The organism is Streptomyces sp. NPDC088762 (assembly GCF_044750905.1).
Lineage (GTDB): Bacteria > Actinomycetota > Actinomycetes > Streptomycetales > Streptomycetaceae > Streptomyces.
In genome coordinates this window covers 174,204-199,455 of sequence record NZ_JBIVKT010000001.1, presented here as the reverse complement: position 1 = coordinate 199,455, position 25,252 = coordinate 174,204, and the positions used below count along the sequence as shown (strand labels likewise).

25 protein-coding genes, 1 tRNA gene and 1 pseudogene are annotated in these 25,252 nt (G+C 71.6%); 14 read left to right on the top strand and 13 right to left on the bottom strand.

Annotated features, from left to right (window positions below; translation table 11 throughout):
• The first annotated feature begins 81 nt into the window (after positions 1–81).
• Genes ACIP5M_RS00955 through ACIP5M_RS00940 form a run of 4 tightly spaced genes read left to right on the top strand, consistent with a single transcriptional unit; the run spans position 82 to position 5,219 of the window.
• Positions 82–1,572, top strand: a complete 1,491-nt coding sequence (locus tag ACIP5M_RS00955) for a pyridoxal phosphate-dependent decarboxylase family protein (RefSeq protein WP_401190517.1) — start codon at positions 82–84, stop codon at positions 1,570–1,572.
• Positions 1,556–2,857 (top strand): lysine N(6)-hydroxylase/L-ornithine N(5)-oxygenase family protein, encoded by a 1,302-nt coding sequence (locus ACIP5M_RS00950; RefSeq protein ID WP_401190515.1) that lies wholly within the window; start codon positions 1,556–1,558, stop codon positions 2,855–2,857. The genes ACIP5M_RS00955 and ACIP5M_RS00950 overlap by 17 nt, the downstream gene beginning before the upstream one ends.
• A complete protein-coding gene (locus ACIP5M_RS00945) occupies positions 2,854–3,441 on the top strand; it encodes a GNAT family N-acetyltransferase (RefSeq protein WP_401190513.1) in 588 nt (195 codons plus the stop codon). The genes ACIP5M_RS00950 and ACIP5M_RS00945 overlap by 4 nt, the downstream gene beginning before the upstream one ends.
• Positions 3,438–5,219: an IucA/IucC family protein gene (locus ACIP5M_RS00940; RefSeq protein ID WP_401190511.1), complete on the top strand. Its 1,782-nt coding sequence runs from the start codon at positions 3,438–3,440 to the stop codon at positions 5,217–5,219. The genes ACIP5M_RS00945 and ACIP5M_RS00940 overlap by 4 nt, the downstream gene beginning before the upstream one ends.
• A 63-nt stretch (positions 5,220–5,282) precedes the next feature.
• Here the strand turns inward: ACIP5M_RS00940 and ACIP5M_RS00935 are convergent, their stop codons facing one another.
• Positions 5,283–6,878, bottom strand: coding sequence for a beta-N-acetylhexosaminidase (locus ACIP5M_RS00935; RefSeq protein WP_401190509.1), 1,596 nt, complete (start codon positions 6,876–6,878; stop codon positions 5,283–5,285).
• A gap of 219 nt (positions 6,879–7,097) precedes the next feature.
• Here ACIP5M_RS00935 and ACIP5M_RS00930 point away from each other — a divergent pair, with 219 nt between their 5' ends.
• The gene (locus ACIP5M_RS00930) at positions 7,098–7,373 is read left to right on the top strand and encodes a hypothetical protein (protein ID WP_401190508.1); all 276 of its coding nucleotides are present in this window, start codon (positions 7,098–7,100) and stop codon (positions 7,371–7,373) included.
• 36 nt (positions 7,374–7,409) lie between these two features.
• On the top strand, positions 7,410–9,227 hold the full coding sequence (gene glmS / locus ACIP5M_RS00925) for a glutamine--fructose-6-phosphate transaminase (isomerizing) (protein WP_401190507.1): 1,818 nt from the start codon (positions 7,410–7,412) through the stop codon (positions 9,225–9,227).
• 80 nt (positions 9,228–9,307) lie between these two features.
• Here glmS and ACIP5M_RS00920 read toward each other — a convergent pair whose 3' ends face one another.
• Entirely contained in the window at positions 9,308–9,874 is a 567-nt protein-coding gene (locus ACIP5M_RS00920) for an acetate uptake transporter (protein WP_401190505.1), read from the bottom strand.
• A 97-nt stretch (positions 9,875–9,971) separates the two neighbouring features.
• A complete protein-coding gene (locus ACIP5M_RS00915) occupies positions 9,972–10,505 on the bottom strand; it encodes a universal stress protein (RefSeq protein ID WP_401190503.1) in 534 nt (177 codons plus the stop codon).
• Positions 10,506–10,827: 322 nt separating this feature from the next.
• Here ACIP5M_RS00915 and ACIP5M_RS00910 point away from each other — a divergent pair, with 322 nt between their 5' ends.
• From ACIP5M_RS00910 to ACIP5M_RS00895, 4 genes are all read left to right on the top strand, one after another.
• Entirely contained in the window at positions 10,828–11,262 is a 435-nt protein-coding gene (locus ACIP5M_RS00910) for a hypothetical protein (RefSeq protein ID WP_401190501.1), read from the top strand.
• Between the two features lie 376 nt (positions 11,263–11,638).
• On the top strand, positions 11,639–12,811 hold the full coding sequence (locus tag ACIP5M_RS00905) for a helix-turn-helix domain-containing protein (protein WP_401190500.1): 1,173 nt from the start codon (positions 11,639–11,641) through the stop codon (positions 12,809–12,811).
• Positions 12,812–12,917: 106 nt separating this feature from the next.
• On the top strand, positions 12,918–13,520 hold the full coding sequence (gene orn / locus ACIP5M_RS00900) for an oligoribonuclease (protein WP_401190498.1): 603 nt from the start codon (positions 12,918–12,920) through the stop codon (positions 13,518–13,520).
• A 118-nt stretch (positions 13,521–13,638) separates the two neighbouring features.
• Positions 13,639–13,711, top strand: a tRNA-His gene (locus tag ACIP5M_RS00895).
• 107 nt (positions 13,712–13,818) lie between these two features.
• Here the strand turns inward: ACIP5M_RS00895 and ACIP5M_RS00890 are convergent.
• Both ACIP5M_RS00890 and ACIP5M_RS00885 read right to left on the bottom strand, forming a co-directional pair.
• A pseudogene (locus ACIP5M_RS00890) lies at positions 13,819–13,947 on the bottom strand (LacI family transcriptional regulator); the annotation flags it as partial.
• Positions 13,934–14,749: an SDR family oxidoreductase gene (locus tag ACIP5M_RS00885; RefSeq protein WP_401190497.1), complete on the bottom strand. Its 816-nt coding sequence runs from the start codon at positions 14,747–14,749 to the stop codon at positions 13,934–13,936. The gene ACIP5M_RS00885 and the pseudogene ACIP5M_RS00890, both read right to left, overlap by 14 nt.
• A 99-nt stretch (positions 14,750–14,848) precedes the next feature.
• On the opposite strand from ACIP5M_RS00885, the gene ACIP5M_RS00880 reads away from it, so the two are divergent.
• On the top strand, positions 14,849–15,427 hold the full coding sequence (locus tag ACIP5M_RS00880) for a TetR/AcrR family transcriptional regulator (protein ID WP_401190495.1): 579 nt from the start codon (positions 14,849–14,851) through the stop codon (positions 15,425–15,427).
• Between the two features lie 60 nt (positions 15,428–15,487).
• On the opposite strand, the gene ACIP5M_RS00875 is transcribed toward ACIP5M_RS00880, so the two are convergent.
• Positions 15,488–16,309: an NAD(P)H-binding protein gene (locus ACIP5M_RS00875; RefSeq protein ID WP_401190493.1), complete on the bottom strand. Its 822-nt coding sequence runs from the start codon at positions 16,307–16,309 to the stop codon at positions 15,488–15,490.
• 119 nt (positions 16,310–16,428) lie between these two features.
• Between ACIP5M_RS00875 and ACIP5M_RS00870 the strand changes: the two genes are divergently transcribed.
• Complete coding sequence (locus ACIP5M_RS00870) at positions 16,429–16,929, top strand: MarR family winged helix-turn-helix transcriptional regulator (RefSeq protein ID WP_401190492.1); 501 nt, start codon at positions 16,429–16,431, stop codon at positions 16,927–16,929.
• 29 nt (positions 16,930–16,958) lie between these two features.
• Here ACIP5M_RS00870 and ACIP5M_RS00865 read toward each other — a convergent pair whose 3' ends face one another.
• The 4 genes from ACIP5M_RS00865 to ACIP5M_RS00850 all read right to left on the bottom strand — a co-directional run bounded on the left by ACIP5M_RS00865 (position 16,959) and on the right by ACIP5M_RS00850 (position 20,294).
• A complete protein-coding gene (locus ACIP5M_RS00865; RefSeq protein WP_401190490.1) occupies positions 16,959–17,255 on the bottom strand; it encodes a DUF3303 family protein in 297 nt (98 codons plus the stop codon).
• Positions 17,256–17,399: 144 nt separating this feature from the next.
• Entirely contained in the window at positions 17,400–18,062 is a 663-nt protein-coding gene (locus ACIP5M_RS00860) for an NADPH-dependent F420 reductase (RefSeq protein ID WP_401190488.1), read from the bottom strand.
• Between the two features lie 140 nt (positions 18,063–18,202).
• Positions 18,203–19,597 carry a sensor histidine kinase gene (locus ACIP5M_RS00855; RefSeq protein WP_401190486.1) on the bottom strand — a complete coding sequence of 465 codons (1,395 nt, stop codon included), beginning with the start codon at positions 19,595–19,597 and terminating at the stop codon, positions 18,203–18,205.
• Between the two features lie 10 nt (positions 19,598–19,607).
• Complete coding sequence (locus ACIP5M_RS00850; protein ID WP_401190484.1) at positions 19,608–20,294, bottom strand: response regulator transcription factor; 687 nt, start codon at positions 20,292–20,294, stop codon at positions 19,608–19,610.
• A 79-nt stretch (positions 20,295–20,373) separates the two neighbouring features.
• On the opposite strand from ACIP5M_RS00850, the gene ACIP5M_RS00845 reads away from it, so the two are divergent.
• Positions 20,374–20,904 (top strand): hypothetical protein, encoded by a 531-nt coding sequence (locus ACIP5M_RS00845; protein WP_401190482.1) that lies wholly within the window; start codon positions 20,374–20,376, stop codon positions 20,902–20,904.
• A 50-nt stretch (positions 20,905–20,954) separates the two neighbouring features.
• Here ACIP5M_RS00845 and ACIP5M_RS00840 read toward each other — a convergent pair whose 3' ends face one another.
• From ACIP5M_RS00840 to ACIP5M_RS00830, 3 genes are all read right to left on the bottom strand, one after another.
• The gene (locus ACIP5M_RS00840; RefSeq protein WP_401190480.1) at positions 20,955–21,581 is read right to left on the bottom strand and encodes a class I SAM-dependent methyltransferase; all 627 of its coding nucleotides are present in this window, start codon (positions 21,579–21,581) and stop codon (positions 20,955–20,957) included.
• 227 nt (positions 21,582–21,808) lie between these two features.
• A complete protein-coding gene (locus ACIP5M_RS00835) occupies positions 21,809–22,705 on the bottom strand; it encodes a spermidine synthase (protein ID WP_401190478.1) in 897 nt (298 codons plus the stop codon).
• A gap of 17 nt (positions 22,706–22,722) precedes the next feature.
• Positions 22,723–23,172 (bottom strand): hypothetical protein, encoded by a 450-nt coding sequence (locus tag ACIP5M_RS00830; protein ID WP_401190476.1) that lies wholly within the window; start codon positions 23,170–23,172, stop codon positions 22,723–22,725.
• A gap of 254 nt (positions 23,173–23,426) precedes the next feature.
• Here ACIP5M_RS00830 and ACIP5M_RS00825 point away from each other — a divergent pair, with 254 nt between their 5' ends.
• Positions 23,427–24,752, top strand: coding sequence for a tetratricopeptide repeat protein (locus tag ACIP5M_RS00825; RefSeq protein ID WP_401190474.1), 1,326 nt, complete (start codon positions 23,427–23,429; stop codon positions 24,750–24,752).
• Positions 24,753–25,252 lie beyond the last annotated feature (500 nt).

Genomic DNA, 25,252 nt, shown 5'->3' with positions numbered 1-25,252 from the left:
TAGGCTAACCTAAGCAACACCCCACCACCTTCGCTCCCCAGCCACCGCTGGGAGGTACCCCACCTGCCCGGAGGAAAGTTGATGCGCCAGCATCTGCTGAACGAGACGACCGCGGATGTCTACCGGCGTTCTGTCACCGAGGGCGTCGACCGCGTCGCCGCCAAACTCGCCACCACCGAACGGCCCCACACCGGCATCTCGGTCGACGAACTCGCCCCGGTGGTCAACGGAATCGACCTCGACACCCCGCTGGCCGACGTCTCTGCCGCGCTGGCCGAGCTGGAGGACGTCTACCTCCGCGACGCCGTCTACTTCCACCACCCGCGCTACCTCGGGCACCTCAACTGCCCGGTGGTCATCCCCGCGGTGGTCGGCGAGGCCGTCCTCTCGGCCGTCAACTCCTCCCTCGACACCTGGGACCAGTCCATCGGCGGCACGCTCATCGAGCGCCGCCTGATCGACTGGACCGCCCGCCGCATCGGCCTCGGCGAGGGCGCGGACGGGATCTTCACCTCCGGCGGCAGCCAGTCCAACTTCCACGCCCTGCTGCTGGCCCGCGACGAGGCCTGCCGGGTCGTCATGAAGCGCGCGCTGGACGCCGGCATCCGCCTCACGAAGGCGGAAGTCCTGCCGAAACTGCGCATCTTCGCCTCCGAGGCGGGCCACTTCAGCGTGCAGAAGTCGGCCGCCATGCTGGGCTTGGGTTACGAGGCCGTCATCGCCGTCCCGGTCGACCGGAACCGCCGGATGGACACCTCCGTCCTCGCGCTGGAGCTGGAGACCTGCGCCGCCGAGGGCCTCTTCCCGATGGCCGTCGTGGCGACCGCCGGCACCACCGACTTCGGGTCCATCGACCCGCTCCCCGAGATCGCCCGCCTGGCCGGCGAGCACTCCGCCTGGATGCACGTGGACGCCGCGTACGGCTGCGGACTGCTGGTCTCCCCCACCCGCCGGCACCTCCTGGACGGCATCGAGCACGCCGACTCGGTCACGGTCGACTACCACAAGTCGTTCTTCCAGCCCGTGAGCTCCAGCGCCATGCTGGTGCGCGACCGAGACACCCTCAGGCACGCCACGTACCACGCGGACTACCTCAACCCGCGCCGCATGGCCGAGGAGCGGATCCCGAACCAGGTCGACAAGTCCATCCAGACCACGCGCCGCTTCGACGCCCTCAAGCTCTGGATGACCCTGCGCATCATGGGCGCCGACGGGATCGGCTCCCTCTTCGACCAGGTGGTCGACCTGGCCGCCGCCGGCCACGAGGTCATCGCGGCCGACCCGCGCTTCGAGGTCGTCGTCGAGCCGCAGATCTCCACCCTCGTCTTCCGCTTCCTGCCCGGCGAGGAGGTCCCCGCCGACCTCGTCGACGAGGCCCAGCTGCACGCCCGCAAGGCGCTCTTCGCCTCCGGCGAGGCGGTCGTCGCCGGCACCAGGGTGGACGGGAAGCAGTACCTGAAGTTCACCCTCCTCAACCCGCAGACCACGACGGCCGACATCGCGGCCGTCCTCGACCTCCTCGCCGCACACGCCGAGCAGTTCCTGGGAGAATCCCTTGCCGTCCACCGTTAAGCCCCACGACTTCATCGGAATCGGCCTCGGTCCCTTCAACCTGGGACTCGCCTGCCTGACCGCCCCGATCGACGAGCTCGACGGCCTCTTCATCGAGTCCAAGCCGCACTTCGAGTGGCACGCCGGGATGTTCCTCGACGGCGCGCACCTGCAGACGCCGTTCATGTCGGACCTGGTCACCCTCGCCGACCCCACCTCGCCCTTCTCCTTCCTGAACTACCTGAAGGACAAGGACCGGCTGTACTCCTTCTACATCCGGGAGAACTTCTACCCGCTGCGCGCCGAGTACAACGACTACTGCCGCTGGGCGGCCGACCGGCTCGACAACGTCCTGTACTCCACCTCCGTCACCGAGGTCACCTACGACGAGCGGGCCGGTCTCTACGAGGTCCACACCGACAAGGGCGGAACCCACCTGGCCCGCCGCCTGGTTCTGGGCACCGGCACACCGCCCTTCGTCCCGGAGGCCTGCGCCGGACTCGGCGGCGACCACCTGCACAACTCCTCCTACATGCAGCACAAGGCGGAGTTGCAGAAGAAGAAGTCGATCACCCTGATCGGTTCCGGCCAGAGCGCCGCCGAGATCTACTACGACCTCCTCGCCGAGATCGACGCGTACGGCTACCAGCTCAACTGGGTCACGCGTTCCCCCCGGTTCTTCCCTCTGGAGTACACGAAGCTGACGCTGGAGATGACCTCGCCCGAGTACGTGGACTACTTCCACGCGCTCCCCGAGGACACCCGCTACCGGCTGGAGACCCAGCAGAAGAACCTCTTCAAGGGCATCGACGGCGATCTGATCAACGCCATCTTCGACCTGCTCTACCAGAAGAAGATCACCATGCCGGGCCAGGTGCCGACCACCCTGCTGACCAACACCTCACTGAACAGCGCGGCCTACGACACCACCACGCGGACCTACACGCTGGGCCTGCGCCAGGAGGAGCAGGAGCGGGACTTCACCCTCGACACCGAGGGCCTGGTCCTGGCCACCGGCTACAAGTACCGCGTCCCCGAGTTCCTCGCCCCGGTGCGCGGGCGGCTGAACTTCGACGGCCGGGGCCGCCTCGACGCCGCCCGCAACTACAGCGTCGACACTACGGGCCGCGGGGTGTACCTCCAGAACGGCACGACCCACAACCACTCGCTGACCTCGCCCGACCTGGGCATGGCCGCGTACCGCAACGCCTACATCGTGGGCGAACTCCTCGGCCGCGAGCACTACAAGGTCGAGAAGTCCATCGCGTTCCAGCAGTTCGCAGCCCCGGAAGGCATGCACGTATGAGCACCACCGACATCCTCTTCTCGCGGACGGACCCGGCCCTCGGGACCTTCTCCCTCCGCCCGCTGGACCCCTTCGCCGACGCGGAGCTGCTGCACGGCTGGGTCACGCACCCCAAGGCCTCGTTCTGGATGATGCAGGACGCCTCGCTTCCCGACGTCGAGCGCGAGTACATGCGCATCGCCGCCCACGAGCACCACCAGGCCTTCATCGGCCTGCACGAGGGCCGCCCCGCCTTCCTGATGGAGAGCTACGACCCTGCGCGGCTCGAGCTCGTCGGCCTGTACGACGCCCGGCCGGGCGACGTCGGCATGCACTTCCTGGTGGCCCCGACGGAAACCCCGCTCAGCGGGTTCACCCGCGCGGTCATCACCACCGTCATGGCCGCCCTCTTCGCCGATCCGGCGACCGAACGGGTCGTCGTCGAACCGGACGTCCGCAACACGGCGGTCCACGCCCTGAACGAAGCGGTCGGCTTCGTCCCCCACGGCCCGGTCCGGAAGCCGGAGAAGGAAGCCCTCCTCAGCTTCTGCACCCGCGCCCGGTTCGAGGCCGCCACCGGCATCCTCGTGGGGGAGTCGATATGAGCCTCGCCGACGCCGTCTCCCACCTCGCCCCCGAGCTGTGGGCCCGCGCCAACCGCGCGCTGGTCCGCAAGGCGCTCGCGGAGTTCTCCCACGAGCGCCTGCTGACCCCGAAGCCGCTGGGCGGGGACCGGTACTCGGTGCTCAGCGACGACGGGACCGTCGAGTACCGCTTCAAGGCCGTCCTCCACGCGCTGGACCACTGGGCGGTGGACGAATCCTCGGTCACCCGCCACCAGGACGGCGCCGAGCTCCCGCTGGACGCCCTCGATTTCCACATCGAGCTCCAGCAGGCCCTGGGCCTGAGCGCGGAGGTCCTGCCGGTCTACCTGGAGGAGATCTCCTCGACCCTGGCCGGCGCGGGCTTCAAGTACACGAAGCCGCAGATCCCGTCCGCGGTCCTCGCCAAGTCCTCCTTCCAGGACATCGAGACCGGCATGACCGAGGGCCACCCCTGTTTCGTGGCGAACAACGGCCGCCTGGGCTTCGGCGTGCACGAGTACCTCTCGTACGCACCCGAGACCGCGAGCCCCGTCCACCTGGTGTGGGTCGCGGCCCGCAAGGACGTCTCCACCTTCACGGCCGGCGCGGGCCTGGACCACGACTCCTTCATGCGCGAGGAACTGGGCGAGGCGGCCGTCGCCGGCTTCTCCGCGAAACTGGCCTCCCTGGGCCTGGACCCGGCGGACTACCACCTGTTCCCGGTCCACCCCTGGCAGTGGTGGAACAAGACCACGGTCACCTTCGCGGCCGAGATAGCCAACCGCCGCCTGGTGCTGCTCGGCGAGGGCGAGGACGCGTATCTGGCCCAGCAGTCGATCCGTACGTTCTTCAACACCACCACCCCCGAGAAGCACTACGTGAAGACCGCGATCTCGGTCCTCAACATGGGCTTCATGCGGGGCCTCTCCGCCGCGTACATGGAGGCCACGCCGGCCATCAACGACTGGCTGCACCAGCTGATCGAGGGCGACGAGGTCCTCCAGTCCGTCGACTTCTCGATCATCCGCGAGCGCGCGGCCATCGGCTACCACCACCGCCAGTACGAGCGCGCCACCGACCGGTACTCGCCGTACCGCAAGATGCTGGCCGCGCTGTGGCGCGAGTCCCCGGTGAACTCCCTGCGGGACGGGGAGCGCCTCGCGACCATGGCCTCCCTCCTCCACGTGGACGCGGAGGGCCGCTCGTTCGTCGGCGCGCTGATCGAGGAGTCGGGCCTCACCCCCGCCGAGTGGCTGAAGCCGTACCTCCGGGCGTACCTCCTCCCCCTCCTCCACTGCTTCTACCAGTACGACCTGGCGTACATGCCGCACGGCGAGAACACCATCCTGGTCATCAAGGACGGTGTGGTGCAGCGGGCGATCTTCAAGGACATCGCCGAGGAGATCGTGGTCATGGACCCGGACGCGGTCCTGCCGCCGGCCGTGGAGCGCATCAAGGCCGACATCCCGGAGGACATGAAGCTCCTGTCCGTCTTCACGGACGTCTTCGACTGCTTCTTCCGCTTCCTGGGCTCGATCCTGGCCTCGGAGGGCATCTGCACCGAGGAGACGTTCTGGCGCGCGGTGGCGGACTGCGCCCACGACTACCAGGACTCGGTCCCGGCCCTGGCGGACCGCTTCGCCCGCTACGACCTCTTCGCGGAGGAATTCCAGCTGTCCTGCCTGAACCGCCTCCAGCTGCGCAACAACAAGCAGATGGTCGACCTCGCCGACCCGTCAGCGGCCCTCCAGCTGATCGGCACCCTCAAAAACCCCGTCGCACCCTTCGCGCGACGGTGACCCGGGGCGCGCGCCGGTGAATACGGTCCCTCGGCGGCGCGCGCCCTTCCCTCTCTTCTCCGGTTACCGCTGCCAGGGCACCTCCGGGTCGCGGAAGTAGGAGATGTCCTGGGCGTCCAGCCGGGGGCCCTGCGCCGCGAGGCGTTCGCGGTACGCGGCCCAGTCGAGGGCGCCGGCCGGGGACCAGCCCAGTTCCGCCAGGCCCAGGATCCGCGGGAACGCCATCAGTTCCCAGTCGCCCCGGTTCGCGATCGTCTCCGTCCACAGCGGTGCCTCGACGCCCAGGACCGAGGATTCCGCCACGCCGGGCAGGTAGGCCCCGGGGTCCCAGGCGTAGGCGCGCCGCACCGGGACGTAGCCGGCCCACGCGAGGCCCGGCTTCGTCGCCTTGTCGTACTTCATGTCCAGGTACAGCCGGTCCGCCGGTGACAGGATCACGGGGTGCCCGGCCTTCGCCGCCGCCGCCACGGCCTCCTTCTCCGCCGCGGCCGTCCGGTCGTGTCCCCAGTACTGGAGCACCGCGCCCGCCGCCGGCCGGGCCGACGCCAGCTGGTGCCAGGCGAGCACCGTCTTCCCGTGCCGGCCCACCACCGCCTGCGCCCGGTCCATGAAGGCCGCGTAGCCCGCCGCCGGGGTCGAGTGCGCCTCGTCGCCGCCGATGTGGAGGTAGCGGCCCGGCGTGAGCTCCGCCAGCTCGCCGAGCACCTGGTCCACGAACTCGTACGTCCGCTCCTTGGCGACGCACAGCGAGCTGAAGCCGACCTTGATGCCGGTGTACCGCTCGGGTGCCTTCCCGTCGCAGTTCAGCTCCGCGTAGGAGGCGAGCGCCGCGTTGGTGTGCCCGGGCATGTCGATCTCCGGGACCACGTCCACGTACCGGTCCGCCGCGTAGGCCACCAGATCCCGGTACTGGTCCTTGGTCCAGTGGCCGCCCGGGCCGCCGCCGACCTCGCTGCCGCCCCCGTACGGGGCGAGCCTCGGCCAGGAGTCCACCGCCAGGCGCCACCCCTGGTCGTCGGTCAGGTGCAGGTGCAGCGTGTTGACCTTGTACTGGGCGAGCTGGTCCACGTACCTCTTCACCTGCTCCACCGTGAAGAAGTGCCGCGCGATGTCGACCATCGCCCCCCGGTACGCGAAGCGCGGCCTGTCGGTGACCGTCCCGCCCGGCACCGTTCCCGGGCCCGCGACCGGCACCAGCTGCCGCAGGGTCTGGCCGGCGTGGAACAGTCCGGCCGGGGTGCGCGCGGTGAGGGTGACCCCGGTCGGTCCGGACTCCAGCCGGTACCCCTCCGCCCCGGTCTCCTCGGCCTCCTCGTCGATCCGGAGCCGGATCCCGCCCCCTTCGGCCCCGTCGACCACCGGGAGCGGCAGCCCGCTCGGGCCGCGCAGCTGTTCCGCGAGGAGCTCGCCGACCCTGCGGACCTCCTCGTCGGAGCCCCGGCCGGTACGGATGACCGTGCCCGCCCCGAAGGCGTACCCGGGGCCCGCGGCCCGTGCGGAGACGGGCGCCGGCAGGAGCCGTTCGAAGGGGGCCGGGGCGGCGCGGGGGACATCGCCGGGTTTGGCGTCGTCCCCCCGGGCGGTGGTGCAGCCCGTGGCCAGGGCGGGGGCCGCGCAGAGGAGCAGGAGGGTGCCGAGCGTGCGTCGCAGGACTCTCATGGCCCAGGTATAGGCCAAGGGGGCCGCCGCGGAGGCCGCCCCGAGGCCCGGAGGGCGGAAATCATCCGGAAGGACGGCGCGGACATTCGTTGGGCACGCGCCCGGTTTTGTCCCGATTCTGACCGGATCCCACCATTCCGCTGGTTCATACCAAGGTGATCCTGCCCGCATTCGGGCAGAATCTTTGCGTTCAGCGGCGGGAACCGTCAGTATCTACGGGTGCTCGACCGCCGCCCGTCGCATGACGACCTCGTCGAACACCTGGTGCGGAGCACCTCGCTCCAGCGGGGCGAAGCCGCCCGGGTGGTACTCGACGTGCTCGCGTACTTCGATGAGACGACCGAGGACTACGTCCGACGCCGCCACCGCGAACTGCAGTCCGGCGGGGCCGTGAACGCGGAGATCTTCGAGCGGATCGCGGCGGAACTGCCGCACCGCGCCGTGGCGCCCCCGGAGCTCTCGCTCCGGCAGCTGCGCCGCATCGTCTACGGCTGAGAGAGCCACCGGAACTTCAGGAGGGGTAACACTTTTATGTGCGGAATCGTCGGTTACATCGGTAAGCGTGACGTGGCACCGCTGCTGCTGGAGGGCCTGCAGCGGCTCGAGTACCGCGGATACGACTCCGCGGGCATCGTCGTGAACAGCCCGAAGGCCGCCGCCCTCAAGGTGGTCAAGGCCAAGGGCCGGGTCCGCGACCTGGAGTCCCGTGTCCCCAAGCGCTTCGCCGGCACCACCGGCATCGCCCACACCCGCTGGGCCACGCACGGCGCCCCGAGCGACATCAACTCGCACCCGCACCTCGACGCCGACAACAAGGTCGCGGTCGTCCACAACGGCATCGTGGACAACGCCTCCGAGCTGCGCGCCAAGCTCGAGGCCGACGGCATCGTCTTCGTGTCCGAGACCGACACCGAGGTCATCGTCCACCTGATCGCCCGCTCCGAGGCCGACACCCTGGAGGGCAAGGTCCGCGAGGCGGTCCAGGTGATCGAGGGCACCTACGGCATCGCCGTCATGCACGCCGACTTCGCCGACCGCATCGTCGTCGCCCGCAACGGCTCCCCCGTCGTGCTCGGCATCGGCGAGAAGGAGATGTTCGTCGCGTCGGACGTCGCCGCGCTCGTCGCCCACACCCGCCAGGTCGTCACCCTCGACGACGGCGAGATGGCCACCCTGAAGGCCGACGACTTCCGCACCTACACCACCAGCGGTGCCACCACCACCGCCACGCCGGAGATCGTGGAGTGGGAGGCCGCCTCGTACGACATGGGCGGCCACGACACCTACATGCACAAGGAGATCTCCGAGCAGCCCGACGCGGTCGACCGCGTGCTGCGCGGCCGGATCGACGACCGCTTCTCCACCGTGCACCTGGGCGGGCTGAACCTGGACCCGCGCGAGGCGCGCGGCATCCGCCGCGTCAAGATCCTGGGCTGCGGCACCTCGTACCACGCGGGCATGATCGGCGCCGGCCTCATCGAGGGCATGGCCCGCATCCCCGCCGACGCGGAGCCGGCCTCCGAATTCCGCTACCGCAACCCGGTCGTGGACCCCGACACCCTGTACATCGCGGTCTCGCAGTCCGGTGAGACGTACGACGTGCTCGCGGCGGTGCAGGAGCTCAAGCGCAAGGGCGCCCGCGTCCTCGGCGTGGTCAACGTGGTCGGCTCCGCTATCGCCCGCGAGGCCGACGGCGGCGTGTACGTGCACGCCGGCCCCGAGGTGTGCGTCGTCTCCACCAAGTGCTTCACCAACACGGTCGTGGCCTTCGCGCTGCTGGCCGTGCACCTGGGCCGCATCCGCGACCTGTCGGTCACCGACGGCAAGCGGATCATCGAGGGCCTGCGCCGGCTGCCCGCCCAGATCGAGGAGATCCTCAAGGGCGAGGAGGACATCAAGAAGCTGGCCGCCGAGTACGCCGAGGCCAAGTCGATGATGTTCATCGGCCGTGTGCGGGGCTACCCGGTGGCGCTGGAGGCCTCCCTCAAGCTCAAGGAAATCTCCTACATCCACGCCGAGGCCTACCCGGCCTCCGAGCTCAAGCACGGTCCGCTCGCGCTCATCGAGCCCTCGCTGCCGACGGTCGCGATCGTCCCGGACGACGACCTGCTGGAGAAGAACCGCGCCGCGCTGGAGGAGATCAAGGCCCGCAGCGGCCGGATCCTCGCCGTCGCCCACCGCGAGCAGGAGAAGGCCGACCACACCATCGTGGTGCCGAAGAACGAGGACGAGCTGGACCCGATCCTGATGGGCATCCCGCTCCAGCTGTTCGCGTACCACACGGCCCTGGCCATGGGCCGGGACATCGACAAGCCGCGCAACCTGGCGAAGTCGGTCACCGTCGAATAGTCGCGAAGTCGCGTAGTCGCGACACGCGAGAACCCCCGTGCGCTCCCTGCGCACGGGGGTTCTCGCCTGCCTGCGACCGCTCAGCCCGCGGCGACCGCGCCGCGCCGGGCCCTGCCCACCGCCATGGGCCAGTGTGCCAGAGCCGCGGTGGCCCCGTACCAGGCCAGCAGGCCGGCCACGGCGGCGACCCAGCCGCCCGCCTTGGCGAGGGCGCCGTTGTCCGCGAACGCGCCTATCGCCAGCAGGAGGAGGGACAGGGTCAGCAGGGCGTAGACGCCCTGACTGAAAAGACCGCTCGCCGCGGCGACCGTGAGGGTCAGTGCGAGCATCGCGAAGAGGACGAGGAACGTTCCGGCTGCTTCGTCGGAGACGGAAGCTCCGGCGCCCTTGGCCCACGTGAACCAGAAGATGCCGAGGCCCGCGAACGCGGTGCCGTTGAAGCCGTTCCCGCCGCGGTACTCGAGGAGTCCCAGGAGGAACAGGGCCGCACCGCCGACGTACATCGCGAGCGACACGGAATTGGCGGCGGACACTCCGTCGATGACACCGGTGTGGCCGACGCCGAATGCGAGAAGGGTGAGACCCAGGGCGATGTGCCCGAGGGTCGAGGTCGAGGCCGTGCTTCCCGCAGAGACACCATTGTCCACGGCGGGCTCCCTTCGATCTGCAGTTGTTTGCTGCGTCCCAGCAGCATTTATCTACCCTTTACAGGGGTGCACAACCGCACAATCGCCTAGCAAGCGGTCACGGAATGACAACGACCGGTCGCTGTGCGCGCTTGGCGAGCCGGCCCGCCACGGACCCGAAGATCCGGCCGACGATTCCGTGCGTGGAACCGACCACGATGGCGTCGGCCGAATACTCACGACCGACCTCCTCCAGCTCATGGCAGATGTCACCACCGCGCTCGACCAGGATCCACGGCACTTCCGACAGGTAGTCCGCGCAGGCGAGTTCCAGTCCGAGCACCTCGGTGCGGTGGTCCGGCACGTCCACAAAGACCGGCGGCTCACAGCCGGCCCACACCGTGGTGGGCAGCCGGTTGGCCACATGGACGATGATCAGACCGGATCCGGAGCGGCGGGCCATGCCGATCGCGTACGCGAGGGCGCGCTCGCTGGAGGTGGATCCGTCGAATCCCACGACGACCCCGTGCCGGAAGGCCGGATCGCAGGGCAGGCGTGTCTGTTCCACCGCGCGCAGATCGGCGGCCGACGCGGGGTCGGCGAGGCGTTTGCGCTTGCGGTCCGCGGGTTCGGAGAATTCGTGACCGGCCATGGGTGTCTCGGCGAGGAGGTCCTTGGAGGAAGGAACAGGGGCGAAATTCGGCGACGCTGGGTGACGGAGCTCTGTCCGGGAAGCATCTTCCCAAGCCCATACCCACCAGGGTACGGCGACACTCCTGCCTGCACAGGGCTTGCCGCCCTTGGAGAGCGTCCCAGGGAGCATGCCGGAGCGAGCCCGCCTTGGCAATGGCCGCTGCCCCCTACAGCCAGTGACGATCGGCCCCGTCGCCACCCGTGTGCGGAGTGACCGAGCCCTGCCGAGGGGCGTTGGACAAGAGTCCGACCGTCCAGGAAGAGCCCGCAGGGAGCACGCCGTGCCCGGCCATCCGGTTCACCCCGTCCAGCCAGCTCAGCCGACGCAGTCCGTCCACTACGCCGACACCGTTGCGCACTTCACCCCTTCGCCGCGCACGCCCCTTCACCCGTCCGTGCAGTCCGCGAGACACCACCAGGACGACCCCGCGGGTGACGTCGTCCGGTGGGCCGCCTTCAGCTGCCTGCTCGTGCCCGTGGTCCTCGTCGTCTACGGGACCTCCTTCGGCGGGGCGGCCGTCGCGACCCTCGGCCTGCTCGCCGTCACAGCCGCGTGCCGGGTGCTGCTGCGCCTCTCGGAGCGGACGGAGCGGGCCGCGGCCCGGGGGCGGGCGCAGGAGGGGCTCGCGCCCGGTCACCGCGGCCGGCACTCCCGCGGCGGGCCCGGGAACCACCGCGGCTGCGGCGCCTCTGACCCGATCTCCCCGCAGGACTGACTTATTCGCACACCCACACCCGCATGTTTTCAGCCAACTTCCCGGCAGGTTGCCCTCCTTGCCGGAATGTCCCCCCAACCCCCCTACCACCAGGGACGACAGAGCGCGGGGGGCGTCACGACCCTACGGGTACTGGCCACAGGCGGACGGAGCGCTTCCCACCCGGCTAGCGGAGCGGAACGCTTCCTGATCGAATGCTTTTCGCCAAGTTGAGAAGTCGACATAGCGCTGCGTGCTGAACTTGTCACGCCGACACCACGGGACGCAGTAGATTCGATCATGTTTTTACGGCGGGGGATCCACGTGCAAGGCCGAGGGGAAACGTGCAGGTGCGACCAGACCAAGGAGTCGCGACACCCAAGGGGGGCTTAGCGCCATGAGCCAGGATTCCACCGCCGTCGTCGCAGACGCCGGCCGGAAGCTCGCGGGGCGTCGCCGCAGGGAGATCGTCGCGGTGCTGCTCTTCAGCGGCGGACCGATCTTCGAGAGCTCCATTCCACTTTCCGTGTTCGGCATCGACCGGCAGGACGCGGGAGTTCCACGCTATCGATTGCTCGTGTGCGCCGGTGAGGACGGTCCACTCAGGACCACCGGCGGACTCGAACTGACCGCGCCATACGGGTTGGAGGCGATCGCCCGGGCAGGGACGGTCGTCGTGCCCGCCTGGCGCTCCATCACCTCACCGCCGCCTCCGGAGGCGCTCGACGCACTGCGTCTGGCGCATGAGGAGGGGGCCCGGATCGTCGGCCTGTGCACGGGAGCCTTCGTGCTCGCCGCCGCGGGTCTGCTGGACGGCCGGCCCGCGACGACGCACTGGATGTACGCGCCGACGCTGGCCAAGCGGTACCCGTCCGTCCACGTCGATCCGCGCGAGCTGTTCGTCGACGACGGCGACGTGCTCACGTCCGCGGGCACCGCGGCCGGAATCGACCTGTGCCTGCACATCGTGCGCACGGACCACGGCAGCGAGGCGGCCGGGGCCCTGGCCCGCAGGCTCGTCGTGCCGCCGCGCCGCACCGGCGGCCAGGAACGCTATCTCGACCGGTCGCTGCCGGAGGAGATCGGCGCCGACCCGCTGGCCGAGGTCGTCGCCTGGGCGCTGGAGCACCTCCACGAGCAGTTCGACGTGGAGACGCTGGCGGCCCGTGCGTACATGAGCCGGCGCACCTTCGACCGGCGGTTCCGCTCGCTGACCGGCAGCGCGCCGCTGCAGTGGCTGATCACCCAGCGGGTGCTCCAGGCACAGCGGCTGCTGGAGACCTCCGACTACTCGGTCGACGAGGTCGCCGGGCGCTGCGGGTTCCGCTCGCCGGTCGCGCTGCGCGGGCACTTCCGGCGGCAGCTGGGGTCCTCCCCGGCCGCCTACCGGTCCGCCTACCGGGCGCGTCGGCCGCAGGGCGACGTGGCGCAGGTCTCCGAGCTCTCGGGGGCCCCGGTGCCGCACCAGCGCACTCCGCAGCCCCAGCGGGCGGCGGCGGCCCTGGCCGCGGCCGGCCCGTCGGTGACCGAGCTGTACTCGCCCGGCCGGGTCCTGCGGGAACACGCGTAACCCACACAACGGGTACGACACGGAAGGTCCTCCATCGGTCACCACCGAACGGGGGACCTTCCGCTTGTGCGGTCCGCTCCCGGAGCGACCGCATAAGGTGGGACACATGAACGATCGCATGGTGTGGATCGACTGCGAGATGACCGGGCTCTCGTTGACGGACGACGCACTTATCGAGGTGGCCGCGCTGGTCACCGACTCGGAGCTCAACGTGCTCGGCGAAGGCGTGGACATCGTGATCCGCCCGCCGGACGCGGCCCTGGAGACCATGCCCGACGTGGTGCGCGCGATGCACACCGCCTCCGGACTGCTCGACGAGCTGCCCGGCGGGACCACCCTCGCGGATGCCGAGGCCCAGGTCCTGGCGTACGTACGGGAGCACGTGAAGGAGCCCCGCAAGGCGCCCCTGTGCGGGAACACGGTCGGCACCGACCGCGGCTTCCTGCTGCGCGACATGGCCGCGCTGGAGGGCTACCTGCACTACCGGATCGTGGACGTGTCCTCGATCAAGGAGCTGGCGCGCCGCTGGTACCCGCGGGCCTACTTCAACAGCCCGCCGAAGAACGGCAACCACCGGGCGCTCGCGGACATCAAGGAGTCCATCGCCGAGCTGCGCTACTACCGGGAGGCGGTCTTCGTTCCGCAGCCCGGCCCCGACTCGGACACGGCGCGGAGCATCGCCGCCAAGCACGTCGTGCCCGCCGAGTAGCACCGCCGGAGACAGAGCCGGGGAAACCCGGGCGGGGGTCGGGAGAAAAGGTGGGAGCGAGCACCCTCCCGGACCCTGTACCCTTTTCTTCGGCCGGTCGGTTTTCCGACCGGACATGGTGGGTGTAGCTCAGTTGGTAGAGCACCTGGTTGTGGTCCAGGTGGCCGCGGGTTCAAGTCCCGTCACTCACCCTGCGGGAAGGCCCCGGTCCGTGAAAGCGGACCGGGGCCTTCTGCGTTTCCGGTGCCGTGGCCGGAAAGGTTGGCCGGGACGCCCCGGCCCGGTGAACCTTTCCGGTCACCGCGGAGTCGCCGAATCCGGCGAGCGCCGCCTCCCGCCGCATCCGCCGGCCGGCCGCGCGCAGCTCACGCCGGGCGCCCGCCGCCATGGCGTCCGAGGCGGCGAAGACCGCGTCAGCGGAAGGCCGGGGCGAAGCGCGCCGCCCAATCGGTGAAGGGCCGGGCGGGGCGGCCGAGTATCCGCTCCACGGCGGGGCTGGGTACAAGTTCGGCGGGCAGGGGTGCCCCGAGGATCCCGAGGGTTCCCTCGACGACGGGCTCGGGCATGAAGCCGAGCATCTGGGCGCGGGCCTCCTCCCGGCTCTGCTCGACGAACCGCACGGGCTCGCCCAGGGCCGCGCCGATCGCCTCCACCCGCTCCCTCGGGGTGGTCAGGACCGGCCCGGTCAGCTCGTAGGTCCTGCCGCCGTGTCCGGGTTCGCGCAGGACGGCGGCCGCGACCTCGGCGACATCCGCCGGGTCGACGGTCGGCAGCCCCACGTCGCCGAAGGGCGCCATGGCCGTGCGCCGCATGCGGATCGTCTCGGCCCAGGCGAAGGCGTTGGAGTTCAGACCGCCGGAGCGCAGGACCGTCCACTCCAGGCCGGACCGCCGGACGGCCGCCTCGAACTCCGCGGGGTGCCGGTAGACCTCGGGGCGCGTGCCGACCCCCTGCGAGGAGAGCAGGACGACCCGCCCGATCCCGGCCGCCCGGGCCCGGTCGAGGATGCCCTGCGGGTTGTCGCCGGCGACGATCAGGAACAGCGCGTCCGCGCCTTCGAGCGCGGGCCGCAGCCCCTGCGGCTCGGCAAGGTCCGCCTGATGATGGCGGGCCCCCTCGGGCACCTCCGCGGGCCGCCTGGACACGGCGGTCACCTGCTCGCCCGCCGCCGCCAGGATCCGTACGAGCTCCTGCCCGACATTCCCCGTCGCACCTGTCACCACGATCACAACGTCCCCCTGAAACTCGGCAGTTGAGTCATTAGTGAGTTGACTGACTCACTTCCCCGACCATAGCCGTCCCCTTTTCTCTCGTCTACAGTTAGTCAGGTGACTGACTCAAAGAAGCCGCGACGGACGTCCGGCAAGCGGGAGCGGCTGGCGGCGGCCGCCGCCCAGGTGCTCCACGCACAGGGCGTCGCCCAGACCACGCTCGCCGACATCGCCCAGGCGGCGGAGGTCCCGGTGGGCAACGTCTACTACTACTTCAAGACCAAGGACCAGCTCGTCGAAGCCGCGATCGACGCCCACGCCGAGAGCCTCCAGGGTCTGATCGGTGCGCTCGACCAACTCCCCACGCCTCAGGGCCGCCTGAAGGCCCTGGTGAACGGTTGGACCGAGCAGCGCGACCTCACGGCCCGGTACGGCTGCCCCACCGGCAGCCTCGCCTCGGAACTCGACAAGCGCGCCGACGGCCTCGACCAGTCCATCGCCCAGGTCATGCGCATCCTGCTCGACTGGGCCGAACAGCAGTTCCGCGCGATGGGCCGCACCGACGCCCGCGAACTCGCGGTTGCCCTGCTCTCCGCCTACCAGGGCGTCTCGCTGCTCACCAACACCTTCCGCGACCCGGACCTCATGACCACCGAGGCCCGCCGCCTGGAACGCTGGATCGACTCCCTCGCCTAGCGGATGACACCGGCCACCGAGACCGGCCGCCTGCGCTCCCGTACCGAACACCGCGCCCCTCTAGGCGTCGAAGGCGTCGGCGTGGTCCTTCACCCAGGTCTCGAAGGTGCGGGCCGGGTGACCGGTGAGGTGGTGCACCTCATCGGTGAGCTCGAGCGGGAGGCCGTCCGAGGAAGCCCAGAAGTCGAGCAGGGCTTCGGCGTAGGGGCCGGGTATGTAGCCGTCGACCTCGGACTTCCACTGCTCGGCGGTGACGGCCTCGAAGGGTACGGGCCGGCCGAGGGCGTGGCCGAGTACGGAGAGCTGGGCCTCGAAGGTCAGCGTCTGCGGCCCGGTCAGGGTGTAGGCGCGGCCACCGAGGGCGGGGTCCGTGAGGACGGCGAAGGCGGCCTCCGCGAGGTCGGCCTCGTGGACGGGGTCGCAGTAGGCCCCCGGGTAGGGCAGGTGGACCGGGCGGCCGGACTTCAGCGACCACGCCCAGCCGAGCGCGTTGCTCGCGAAGGATCCGGGACGCAGCAGGGTGGTGCGCAGCGGGGAGGCGGACAGGGCCTGTTCCACGGCGAGGTGGGATGCGGACAGCGGGCTGTCGGCGGCATCGGGGGCCAGCACCGAGGAGGAGGACAGGAGCACCACGTGCTCGACGCCGGCGGCGACGGCCTCCTTGACGAAGGCATCGATGCCGGAGGCCTCGGCGTAGAGGAAGACGGAGCGGACCCCCTCGAGGGCGCCCGGGAAGGTCGCCGGGTCGGAGAGGTCGCAGTGGACGGTGTCGGGGCCGGCCGGCTCGCGCGAGCCGACGCGGTGCGGGATGCCGTGGGAGGCGAGGAGCGCGGAGAGTCCGCGGGCGACGGCGCCGCGGCCGCCGGTGACGAGGATCGACATGGTGATTCCTGCTCTCGGTTCTGTGTTTCTCGGATTCTCGCTACGCTGGAACCGTGACACAGATTCTGCGCTACACATTCTCTGTGTCACGCAGATAAATTTGGAGCATGGAGAAGCCGATGTCAACCGATTCCCCTCGTAAGGGTGATGAGTGGAGCCGAGCCGAGCTGCTCGCGCGCATCGTCACCGAGAGCCAGCGGCACTACGCCGACTACTCCCTCTTCAACCAGGCCATGGCCGACCACGTCGGCCTGCACCCCACCGACATGCAGTGCGTCGCCCTCCTCGACATGGAGCCCGGCCCCGTCACTACCGGCGACATCGCCCGCCTCACCGGTCTGACCTCCGGCTCCGCCACCCGCCTCGTGGACCGCATGGTCAAGGCGGGCATCGTCGAGCGGCACGCCGACCCCCACGACCGCCGCCGCTCCCTCGTCTCCCTGTCCCCCGAAGCCCGCCGGCGGATCGGCGCCGCCTGGGACACCCCCGGCCGGGCCTTCGGGGCCGTACTGGAGAGCTACTCCGACTCCGAACTCGCCGTCATCGCCGACTACCTGCACCGCGCCGCCGAGGTCGGCCGGGCCCAGGCCAAGCGGCTGACCTCGGGCGAGGCCGGCTGAAAGCGCCCCGCCCCTGCGGTCGCGAGCCGCTACGAGGACTGCAAAGCCCCCAGCGCCTTCGCCAGCTCCTCGGGCGTCATCACCGGACCGACCTCGATCTCGGCGTTGAAGTCCTGGAACAGGTCCCACGTCAGCGACGGCATCACCGCGCTGTCCTGCAGGTCGAAGACGATCCAGCAGGACCGCACGCCCTCGTGCAGCCCGAAGTAGGCCGCCTCCGGCTTGACCGTGTCCATCAGCTTCCTGATCGCCTGGGGCAGGGCCCCGCTCTTGATGCCCTCGTTCGTGGCGGCCGTGTCCATGTGGGCCCTGAGCATGACTCTCATGCCGGCTCCTTCCGTCAGGGCCACCCTGGGCGGGGCCGCCGGACCCGGCAACATCTCGCCACCGTCCGGGCGGCGGCCGTACGGGGGAAGGAGCCGCACGCGGGGAAGCCGTAGGGGGAAGGCGCGGCGCCCGCAACGCCGTAACTACGCCCCCTGGATGTGGAAGTTGAAGTCCGTGTGCCCCAGGGCCCCCATCAGCCGCAGCCACACCGGGAGCATCATCTCCACACCCCGGGCCGTCTCGATGCCGCCCAGATCGAGGATGCTCCGCTCCCGCCAGCCGAAGGAGCGCAGCAGCTCCCGTACGGCCTTCTTCGCGTCCGCGTCCTCACCCGACAGGAAGACGTGGTGCTCACCGGCGACCCGGCCCGGATCGACCATGATCCGGCAGTTCATCGTGTTCAGCGTCTTGACCACCCGCAGCCCCGGGAAGGTGCGCTGGATCAGCTCGCCCAGGCTGTCGGTGCCCACCGGGTCCAGGCTCGGCGGGAACCCCCGCGCGAAGTCCAGCGGGTTCGCGACGTCGATCAGGACCTTGCCGTCCAGGCGGGCCGCGCCGGCTTCCGTCAGCGCGGCGATGCTGACCTGCCCGCCGGTGGCGTTGACCAGGGTGTCCGCGTCCCGCGCGGCCTCCGCGAAGGCGGCGAGCCGCACCTGGGGCTGGAGCGCCTGCCACTCGGCGTACTCGGCGCGCCCGGCGGTCGCCTCGGGGTCCCTGGTGCCGATGACCACGTCGTGGCCCAGGGAGGCGAGCCGGGCCGCCAGCGTACGGCCGGCGATTCCGGTGCCGAGGACTGCGTAGCGCATGCCTGTTTCCTTCCGCTGGGCCGGGAATGCCCGGCGCGCCCAGCACGACCCCGCCGAAGACGGGGGTGTCCATGGCGCGGACCGTACCGACGGACGGACACACCGCCCGCGAGGCGCGCCCCCCGCCCTCCCCCGTTACGTCAGTTGCTGCGCCGCTTGCGCCGGTCGCGCCTGGTCCGGACTCCGCCGGAACCGCCGCGGGTGCGCCCGTCCAGGCCGATCCAGACCCGCACCTCGGTTCCGCCGAGCACCGAGCGCCCCAGCCGCAGGTCGCCGCCGGTCGACTCGGCGACCCGGCGCACGATGTCGAGGCCGAGGCCCGTCGAGCCGTCGCGGGCGCCGTCGTTGCCGCGGCGCAGGGCGGCGTCCGGGTCGGCGATGCCGGGGCCCGCGTCCGAGACGAGCACGATGACCGCGTCGGAGGCGTCGTGGACGTCCACCGCGAAGGGGGTGCCCTCGGGGGTGTGCCGGAAGACGTTGCCGAGCATGGCGTCGAGGGCGGCGGCCAGTTCGGGCCGCGCCACGGGGATCCGTACCGTACGGTCCACCCCGGCGAGCCGCACCTCGCGGCCCTCGTCCTCCGCCAGCGCCGACCAGAAGGCCATCCGGTCGCGGATCACCTCGGAGGCGTCGCAGCCCGCGCCCGCCCCGGCGCCCGCGCCGGTCAGGCCGGTGGCCGGGCGCTGTTCGCGGGCCGTACGGATGATCGTGTCGACCTCCCGCTCCAGCTGCTCGACAGCCGCCCGGGTCTGATCGGCGGCCGCGCCGTCCCCGAGGGAGGCCGTGTTGAGCCGCAGCACCGTCAGCGGCGTCCGCAGCCGGTGCGACAGGTCGGCGGCCAGCTCCCGCTCGTTGGCGAGGAGTTCCACGACCTGGTCCGCCATCGAGTTGAACGCGACGGCCGCCGAGCGGAGTTCCTTCGGCCCGTCTTCCGGTACGCGGGCCCCCAGCCGCCCTTCGCCCAGCTGGTGCGCGGCGTCCGCGAGCCGCTCGGCCGGCCGGACGAGCCGGGCGCCGAGCCGGTCCGCGACGGCCACCGAGCCCACGATCAGCGCCAGCCCCACACCGGCGAGCACCAGCCAGGCGGTCGTGACGCCGTTGCTGACCTCGCTCTCCGGTACGAAGACCTCCACGACGGCGATGTCCCCGGACCCGAGCGCGATCGGCTGGAGCAGCGCCGAGCCGCCGCCGGCGACCGAGGCCGTCGTGGCCCGCCCCATCCGGCGGGTCTCGGCGACGGCGCGCTCGCCCGCGCGGCCCTCGCCGATGTCCACCGGCGCACTGCCGCCGATCGCGGGCACGTGGACGGCCATCCGCCGGGATGCGCCCATCTGTGTGGATTCCACGGCCTTGCGCAGCTGCACCGGGTCGGTGGTGATCGACAGTGTCGGCCCGATGGTGGCGGCCTGCCGCTCGGCGTTGGAGAAGGCCCGGTCGCTGGCCATCTCCTTGACGACGAGCCCGAGGGGCACGGCGAAGGCCACGACCACCATGACCGTGACCGCGAGGCACACCTTGACCAGCGCCCACCTCATCGCGGGTTCCTCACTGCGGCGGCTCCAGCTTGACGCCCACACCCCGCAGGGTGTGCAGGTAGCGCGGGCGGGCGGCGGTCTCGCCGAGTTTGCGGCGCAGCCAGGACAGGTGGACGTCGATGGTCTGGTCGTCCCCGTACGACTGCTGCCAGACCTCGGCGAGCAGCTCGCGCCGGGCCACGACCACCCCGGGCCGCCCGGCGAGGAAGGCCAGCAGGTCGAACTCCCGGCGCGTGAGGTCCAGCACCGTGCCGTCCAGCTCGGCCTGGCGGCGCAGCGGGTCGATGGCCAGCCCGCCGACGCGCAGGACGCGAGAGGGCGGTTCGGCCGCGGCGGCCTGGGAGCGGCGCAGGACGGCGGCCATCCGGGCGGAGAGGTGCTCGACGGAGAAGGGTTTGGTCAGGTAGTCGTCCGCGCCGTCGTTGAGCAGCCGGACGATCTCCGCCTCGTCGTCGCGCGCGGTCGCGATGATCACGGGTACGTCGGTGATGCCGCGCAGCATCTTGAGCGCCTCCGACCCGTCGAGGTCGGGCAGCCCGAGGTCGAGGATGACCACGTCGAAGCGGTTGTGCGCGACCTCGCGCAGGGCCTCCAGGGCGGTTCCGACGCTCCGCACGGTGTGCGAGGCCTCGGTCAGGTGCCGGATGAGGGCGGATCGTACGAACTGGTCGTCCTCGACCACGAGCACACTTGCCATGGCCCGCACCGTAGCCCATTCGGGGGACCGGGGGAGGGGCCGAGCGGCTCTTGTGGCACGTGGTGCAGTATGTCCCCCGATGCTTCGAGGACTTGTACATGCCATGGCTTGGACGCTGGCGACCGGGGCGGCGGTGACGCTGTCCTGGTGGGGCGTGCACACCGTCATGTCGGGCACGGCCTACGATCCGCCGCTCGCGGTGCCGCTGGCCGGGCAGCCGCTGTCCTCCTCCACCCACCACGCGCAGCTCGCGCCCTCGCCGCCCGCCGAGCCGCCGGCCTCGCCCACGCCCTCCGCCCCGCCGTCGGCGCAGCCCTCGTCCGCCAAGCCCTCGCCGAAGTCCTCGCCCAGCCCCCGCGCGAGCCAGAAGACGGACGAGGAGGACCAGGGCGACGTGAAGGCCTACCCGGTCTCCGGCGGGCGCGTCGTCTTCTCCCTGGGCGCGTCCTCGGCCGAGCTGGTCTCCGCGACGCCGGCGGCCGGCTGGCGGATGCAGGTGTGGAAGCAGGACACGTGGATCCGGGTCACCTTCACCCGGGACGGCCGCGAGGTGTCGGTCTTCTGCACCTGGCACGACCATCCGCCGATGGTGGAGATCGTCGACCCTTAGGGGGTGTCTGGCCCTGATCCGCCAGACACCCCCTAAGGGTGTCCGGTGTGTCAGCGGTTCCCGGGGACCGTGCCCACCAGCACGAACTCGTTGTACGGGAAGACCTTGCCCATGGGGCGGGGGAACGGGAACGAGTAGGTGCGCCGCACCGTGACCCCGGCCTTGTCCGCGTGGCTGCGCAGCTCCTCGAAGCCGACCCACCGGATGTGGGTGGCGTCGGAGCGGAAGCCGACCTCCTGCGGGGTGATCAGGACGAGGGAACCGCCCGGCTTCACCAGCGGAAGGTACTGCTCCAGCAGCGCGGCCGCCGTCTCCTCGTCGACGTGCTCCAGCACGTGGGCGGCCAGCAGGCTGTCGAAGGACCCGGGACCGCAGTCGGGGGCGGCGGCCAGTTCGTCGGGGGTGTAGGCGGTCAGTCCGCGCTCGCGGCAGGTCTGTACGGAGTGCGGGTTGTGGTCGACTCCGACGCTGTCCGGACCGCAGTTCAGCAGGTTGCGCCCCAGGCCGCAGCCGATGTCCAGGACCCGGCCCAGCTTCAGCCTCTGCAGGTTCCACCGGTACGGCGCCTGCGTGGGCAGCAGCCGCTTGATCCCGGACTGCTCGAGGCGGGCGAGCCGCTTCGTGTAGTCGGACGTGGCGGTGCTCGGGGCTTCGGGGTTGGCGGGGGATTCAGACATCGTCGGCCGTCTCCTGACGCACTCGTAGAGGGGCAGCCCTCCCGGGGGACATCAGGCTACGCATGGCGGCCGTCCTTCGGGAGACCTCCGGCGATCTTTATCCGAACTTCCCCGTGTGCGTCCGGCGGAGCCCCTGATTCCCGCTTGTCCGGGGGGTGTCCGACCGGTCCGGGCCCGGCGTGATCGACGGACACCCCTCTGGCAGGACACCCCTGGCACGACACCCCTCAGCGGAACACCGAGGGCGGCGGCTGCGGCGAGGCCACCGCCGAGGCGTCGGCGACCGGGGCGGCGCCGCCCGCGAAGTCCGCCAGGGCCCGGCCGTGCTCGACCCGGCCCGGGTGCGGGTCGCTCGCGACCCGGCGGGTGAACTCCGCCACCGGGAGCTCGCGGTCCGCGGCCACCAGGACCCCGTTGCCGAATCGTTTCCCCCGCCAGACCACGGGATCGGCCGCCAGCGCCAGCTCCCCGAACCGGGACGCGGCCGTCGCGATCTGCCCCCGCAGGTGCGCGAGCGGCGGACCGTCCGCGAGGTTGGCCACGTACCACCCGGTGGGCGCGAGGGCACGGCGTACGTCGTCCAGGAACTCGGTGCTCGTCAGGTGCGCCGGGGTGCGGGCCCCGCTGAACACGTCCGCGATCACCAGGTCCGCCCAGCCGTCCGGCACCTTGGCCAGCCCGGCCCGCGCGTCCACCGCCCGGACCCGGACGCGTGCCTGCGGGTCCAGCGGCAGGTGTTCCCGTACGAAGGCCACCAGCGCGGCGTCGATCTCCACGATCTGCTGGGTGGAGCGGGGGCGGGTGGCGGCCGTGTAGCGGGCGAGGGTGAAGGCGCCGCCGCCCAGGTGCACCACGTTCAGGGGTTGGCGGGCAGGAGCGGCGAGGTCGATGAGGTGGCCGATCCGCCGCTGGTACGCGAAGTCCAGGTGCCCGGGGTCGGCCAGGTCCACGTGCGACTGCGGGGCCCCGTCGATCAGCAGGGTCCAGGCGTCCGCCCGCTCCCGGTCGGGCTCCAGCTCCGCCCGGCCGCCGGCCACCTGCCCGACGACCGCCTCGGCGGCGCCGCGTCCGCGCTGCTGCTGCCTGCCGGTGCCTCTGCCCTTGCCTCTGTCCTTGCCTGCCACGACCCCATTGTCGCCGGTCAGCGGCAGTTGTCCGCGGCCTCGATCAGCCGGGCCGCCTCGCCGAGCGCCGCCCGCAGCACCTCGGGGTCGGTGACCGGACCGACGGCCTCCGGCGGAAGCAGCCAGCCCGTGCCGCCGGCGGTCGGCGAGACCACGTCGCCGAAACGCATCCCGCGCCCGTTGGTCTGCGTACACGCGCTGCCCGGCAGGTCCCAGGCGTCGGCGGTGCCGGGCGGGACGAGGAAGCCGAGGGTGCCGCCCGAACCGTCGTGCAGGACCGGGCCGACCCCGCCGGCCTGGCTGGCGGCCCGGCGGATGATGTCCACCGCCTCCAGCCCCTGCCGGGCGGGCACGGTCACGAGGTCCAGGTCCGGCTCGGGGACCACGAGCGGGACCGTGACCGGAGGGGGGCCCGCGGCGGGGGCCGCGCCGGGCGCGGGCGCGGTGTTCGTTCCAGTGCTCTCCATGCCGCCCTCCACCAAGGGAACCCCTCCTCGATCCGTATCCGCATGGGTTCAACGCACGGGAACGTCAACGGGTGCGGCGGCAAGACGCTGCAAAGGATGGCAGTTCATGGCGGATGGCGGGTGAGATATCCCTTTTGTAGCCAAACACCGCATGTACCACCCCTCGCTGGCGGTACGTTCATGCGCGCCGGGCTCACCTTCACTTCACATGTCACAGCACCGGCACTGCGTTCCTTGCCAGAGAGGCCACGTCCATGGCGGCGTCCCCCCACTCACCCAACTCCACGTTCCGGCGGCTGCGCGGGCAGCACTCCCCGGCCGAGTTCGCGGCGCTGGTGCGCCGGGCGGCGAAGGAGATCGGCGAAACGGTTTCCTGCGACGCCCGCTACATCGGCCGGGTCGAGTCCGGCGAGATCCGCTGCCCCAACTACGCCTACGAGCGGGTCTTCCTCCACATGTTCCCCGGCCGCACCCTGGCCGACCTGGGGTTCTCGCCGCGCGAGGCCGTCCGGGGCCGGTCGGCGCAGCTCACCGGCCGTTCCGGGGCCGGTTCTCGTGCCGGTTCCGCTTCCAGTTTCAAGGAGAGCGACGTGCTGCGTCGCGCGTTCATGGCGGGCGGCTCCGCGACCGTGGCGGCCGCGACGCTCAGCCTCACCCTGCTCGGCGAGCCCCGCCGGCTCCCCTCCCGCGCCGGCGAGTCCGAAGCCGCGGCCGTCGAGGACGCCGTACGCCAGATCCGGCTCCTGGACGACCGGCACGGGGCCGACGCCCTCTACCGCAAGGCCGCCGAGCCCCTGCGCACCGCCTACGCGCTGCTCGACGCGGGAGCCACCCGGCAGTCCACCGAGGACCGGCTGCACGCGGGCGCCGGTGAACTCGCCGTCTCGGTCGGCTGGCTGGCCCACGACTCCGGCCGCTTCGACGACGCCCGCTCGCACTACGCGGAAGCCCTCGCCACGGCCCGGGTCTCCGGGGACGCGGGCCTGGAGGCGCACGCGTTCAGCAACATGGCGTTCCTGGCGCGGGACTGCGGCCGCTCGCGCGAGGCCGTACGGGCGGCCCAGGCGGGCCGCCGCGCCGCGCGCTCGCTGGGGTCCCCGCGGCTGCTGTCCCTGCTGGCCCTGCGGGAGGCCGGGGGCTGGGCGGGCCTGGCGGACCGCAGGGCGTGCGAGGAGGCGCTGGCCCGGGCCCACACGGAGTTCTCCCGGGGGGAGACGGGCGCGGACCCGGAGTGGATGTCCTTCTTCGGCGAGGCCGAGCTGGAGTTCCTGGAGGCCAGGTGCTGGGCGGCCCTCGGCGAGCACGCCCGCGCCGCCCGGCACGCCCGCCGGGCCGCCGACCTCCAGGACCCGCACTTCGCACGGAACGTGGCGCTCTACACCGCCGAGCTGGCCGATGACCTGGCCCGGGCCGGGGCCCCCGACGAAGCCGCGTGGGCCGGGGGCCGGGTGCTGGACCTGCTGACCGAGGTCCAGTCCACGCGGGTCCGCTCGATGCTGTCGGAAACGGCCCGCGCGCTGGTCCCCCACCAGCGGTCGCCCCGGGTGGGCGCGTTCCTGACCAGGCACGCCACGGCCTGACGGGCGCCGCCGGGCCACTGCCGGGCCACTGCCGGGCCGCTGCCCCGCCGGAGTCCGAGACGTGGGGTGCGGGCCGGTCCGCGGGGCCGGGGAGGGGTGTCTCCTCGGCTCGCGCACCGAGCGGGGGCCCGGATGCGCGGCGTGGTTGCGCGCTCGTCCTGCGGGGACACCCCTCCCCGTCCCCGCTCCCCCCGTACGGGGCGGCTTCGGGCAGGGCCCGGACCCGCATCCGGAGCCGGCCGTGGGGTGGGGACACTCCGGAGTGTCCCCGCAGGACGAGCGCGCAACCACCCTTGGCCGTCGAAGCACTGCCTCAGTGCGCGAGCCGAGGAGACACTCCGGAGGGGCCCCGCCCCACCCCGCTGCCCCGCCCCACCCGCTGCCCCGGCCGCGCCGCTCCCGCCCGGCGAGCGCAGCGGCCCGGCCGGACACGCCGCATGCGGCTTTACGATGCCCCGGTGACACTTGGGCGGAGCCCCGGAACAGGCGCCGCGCCAGGC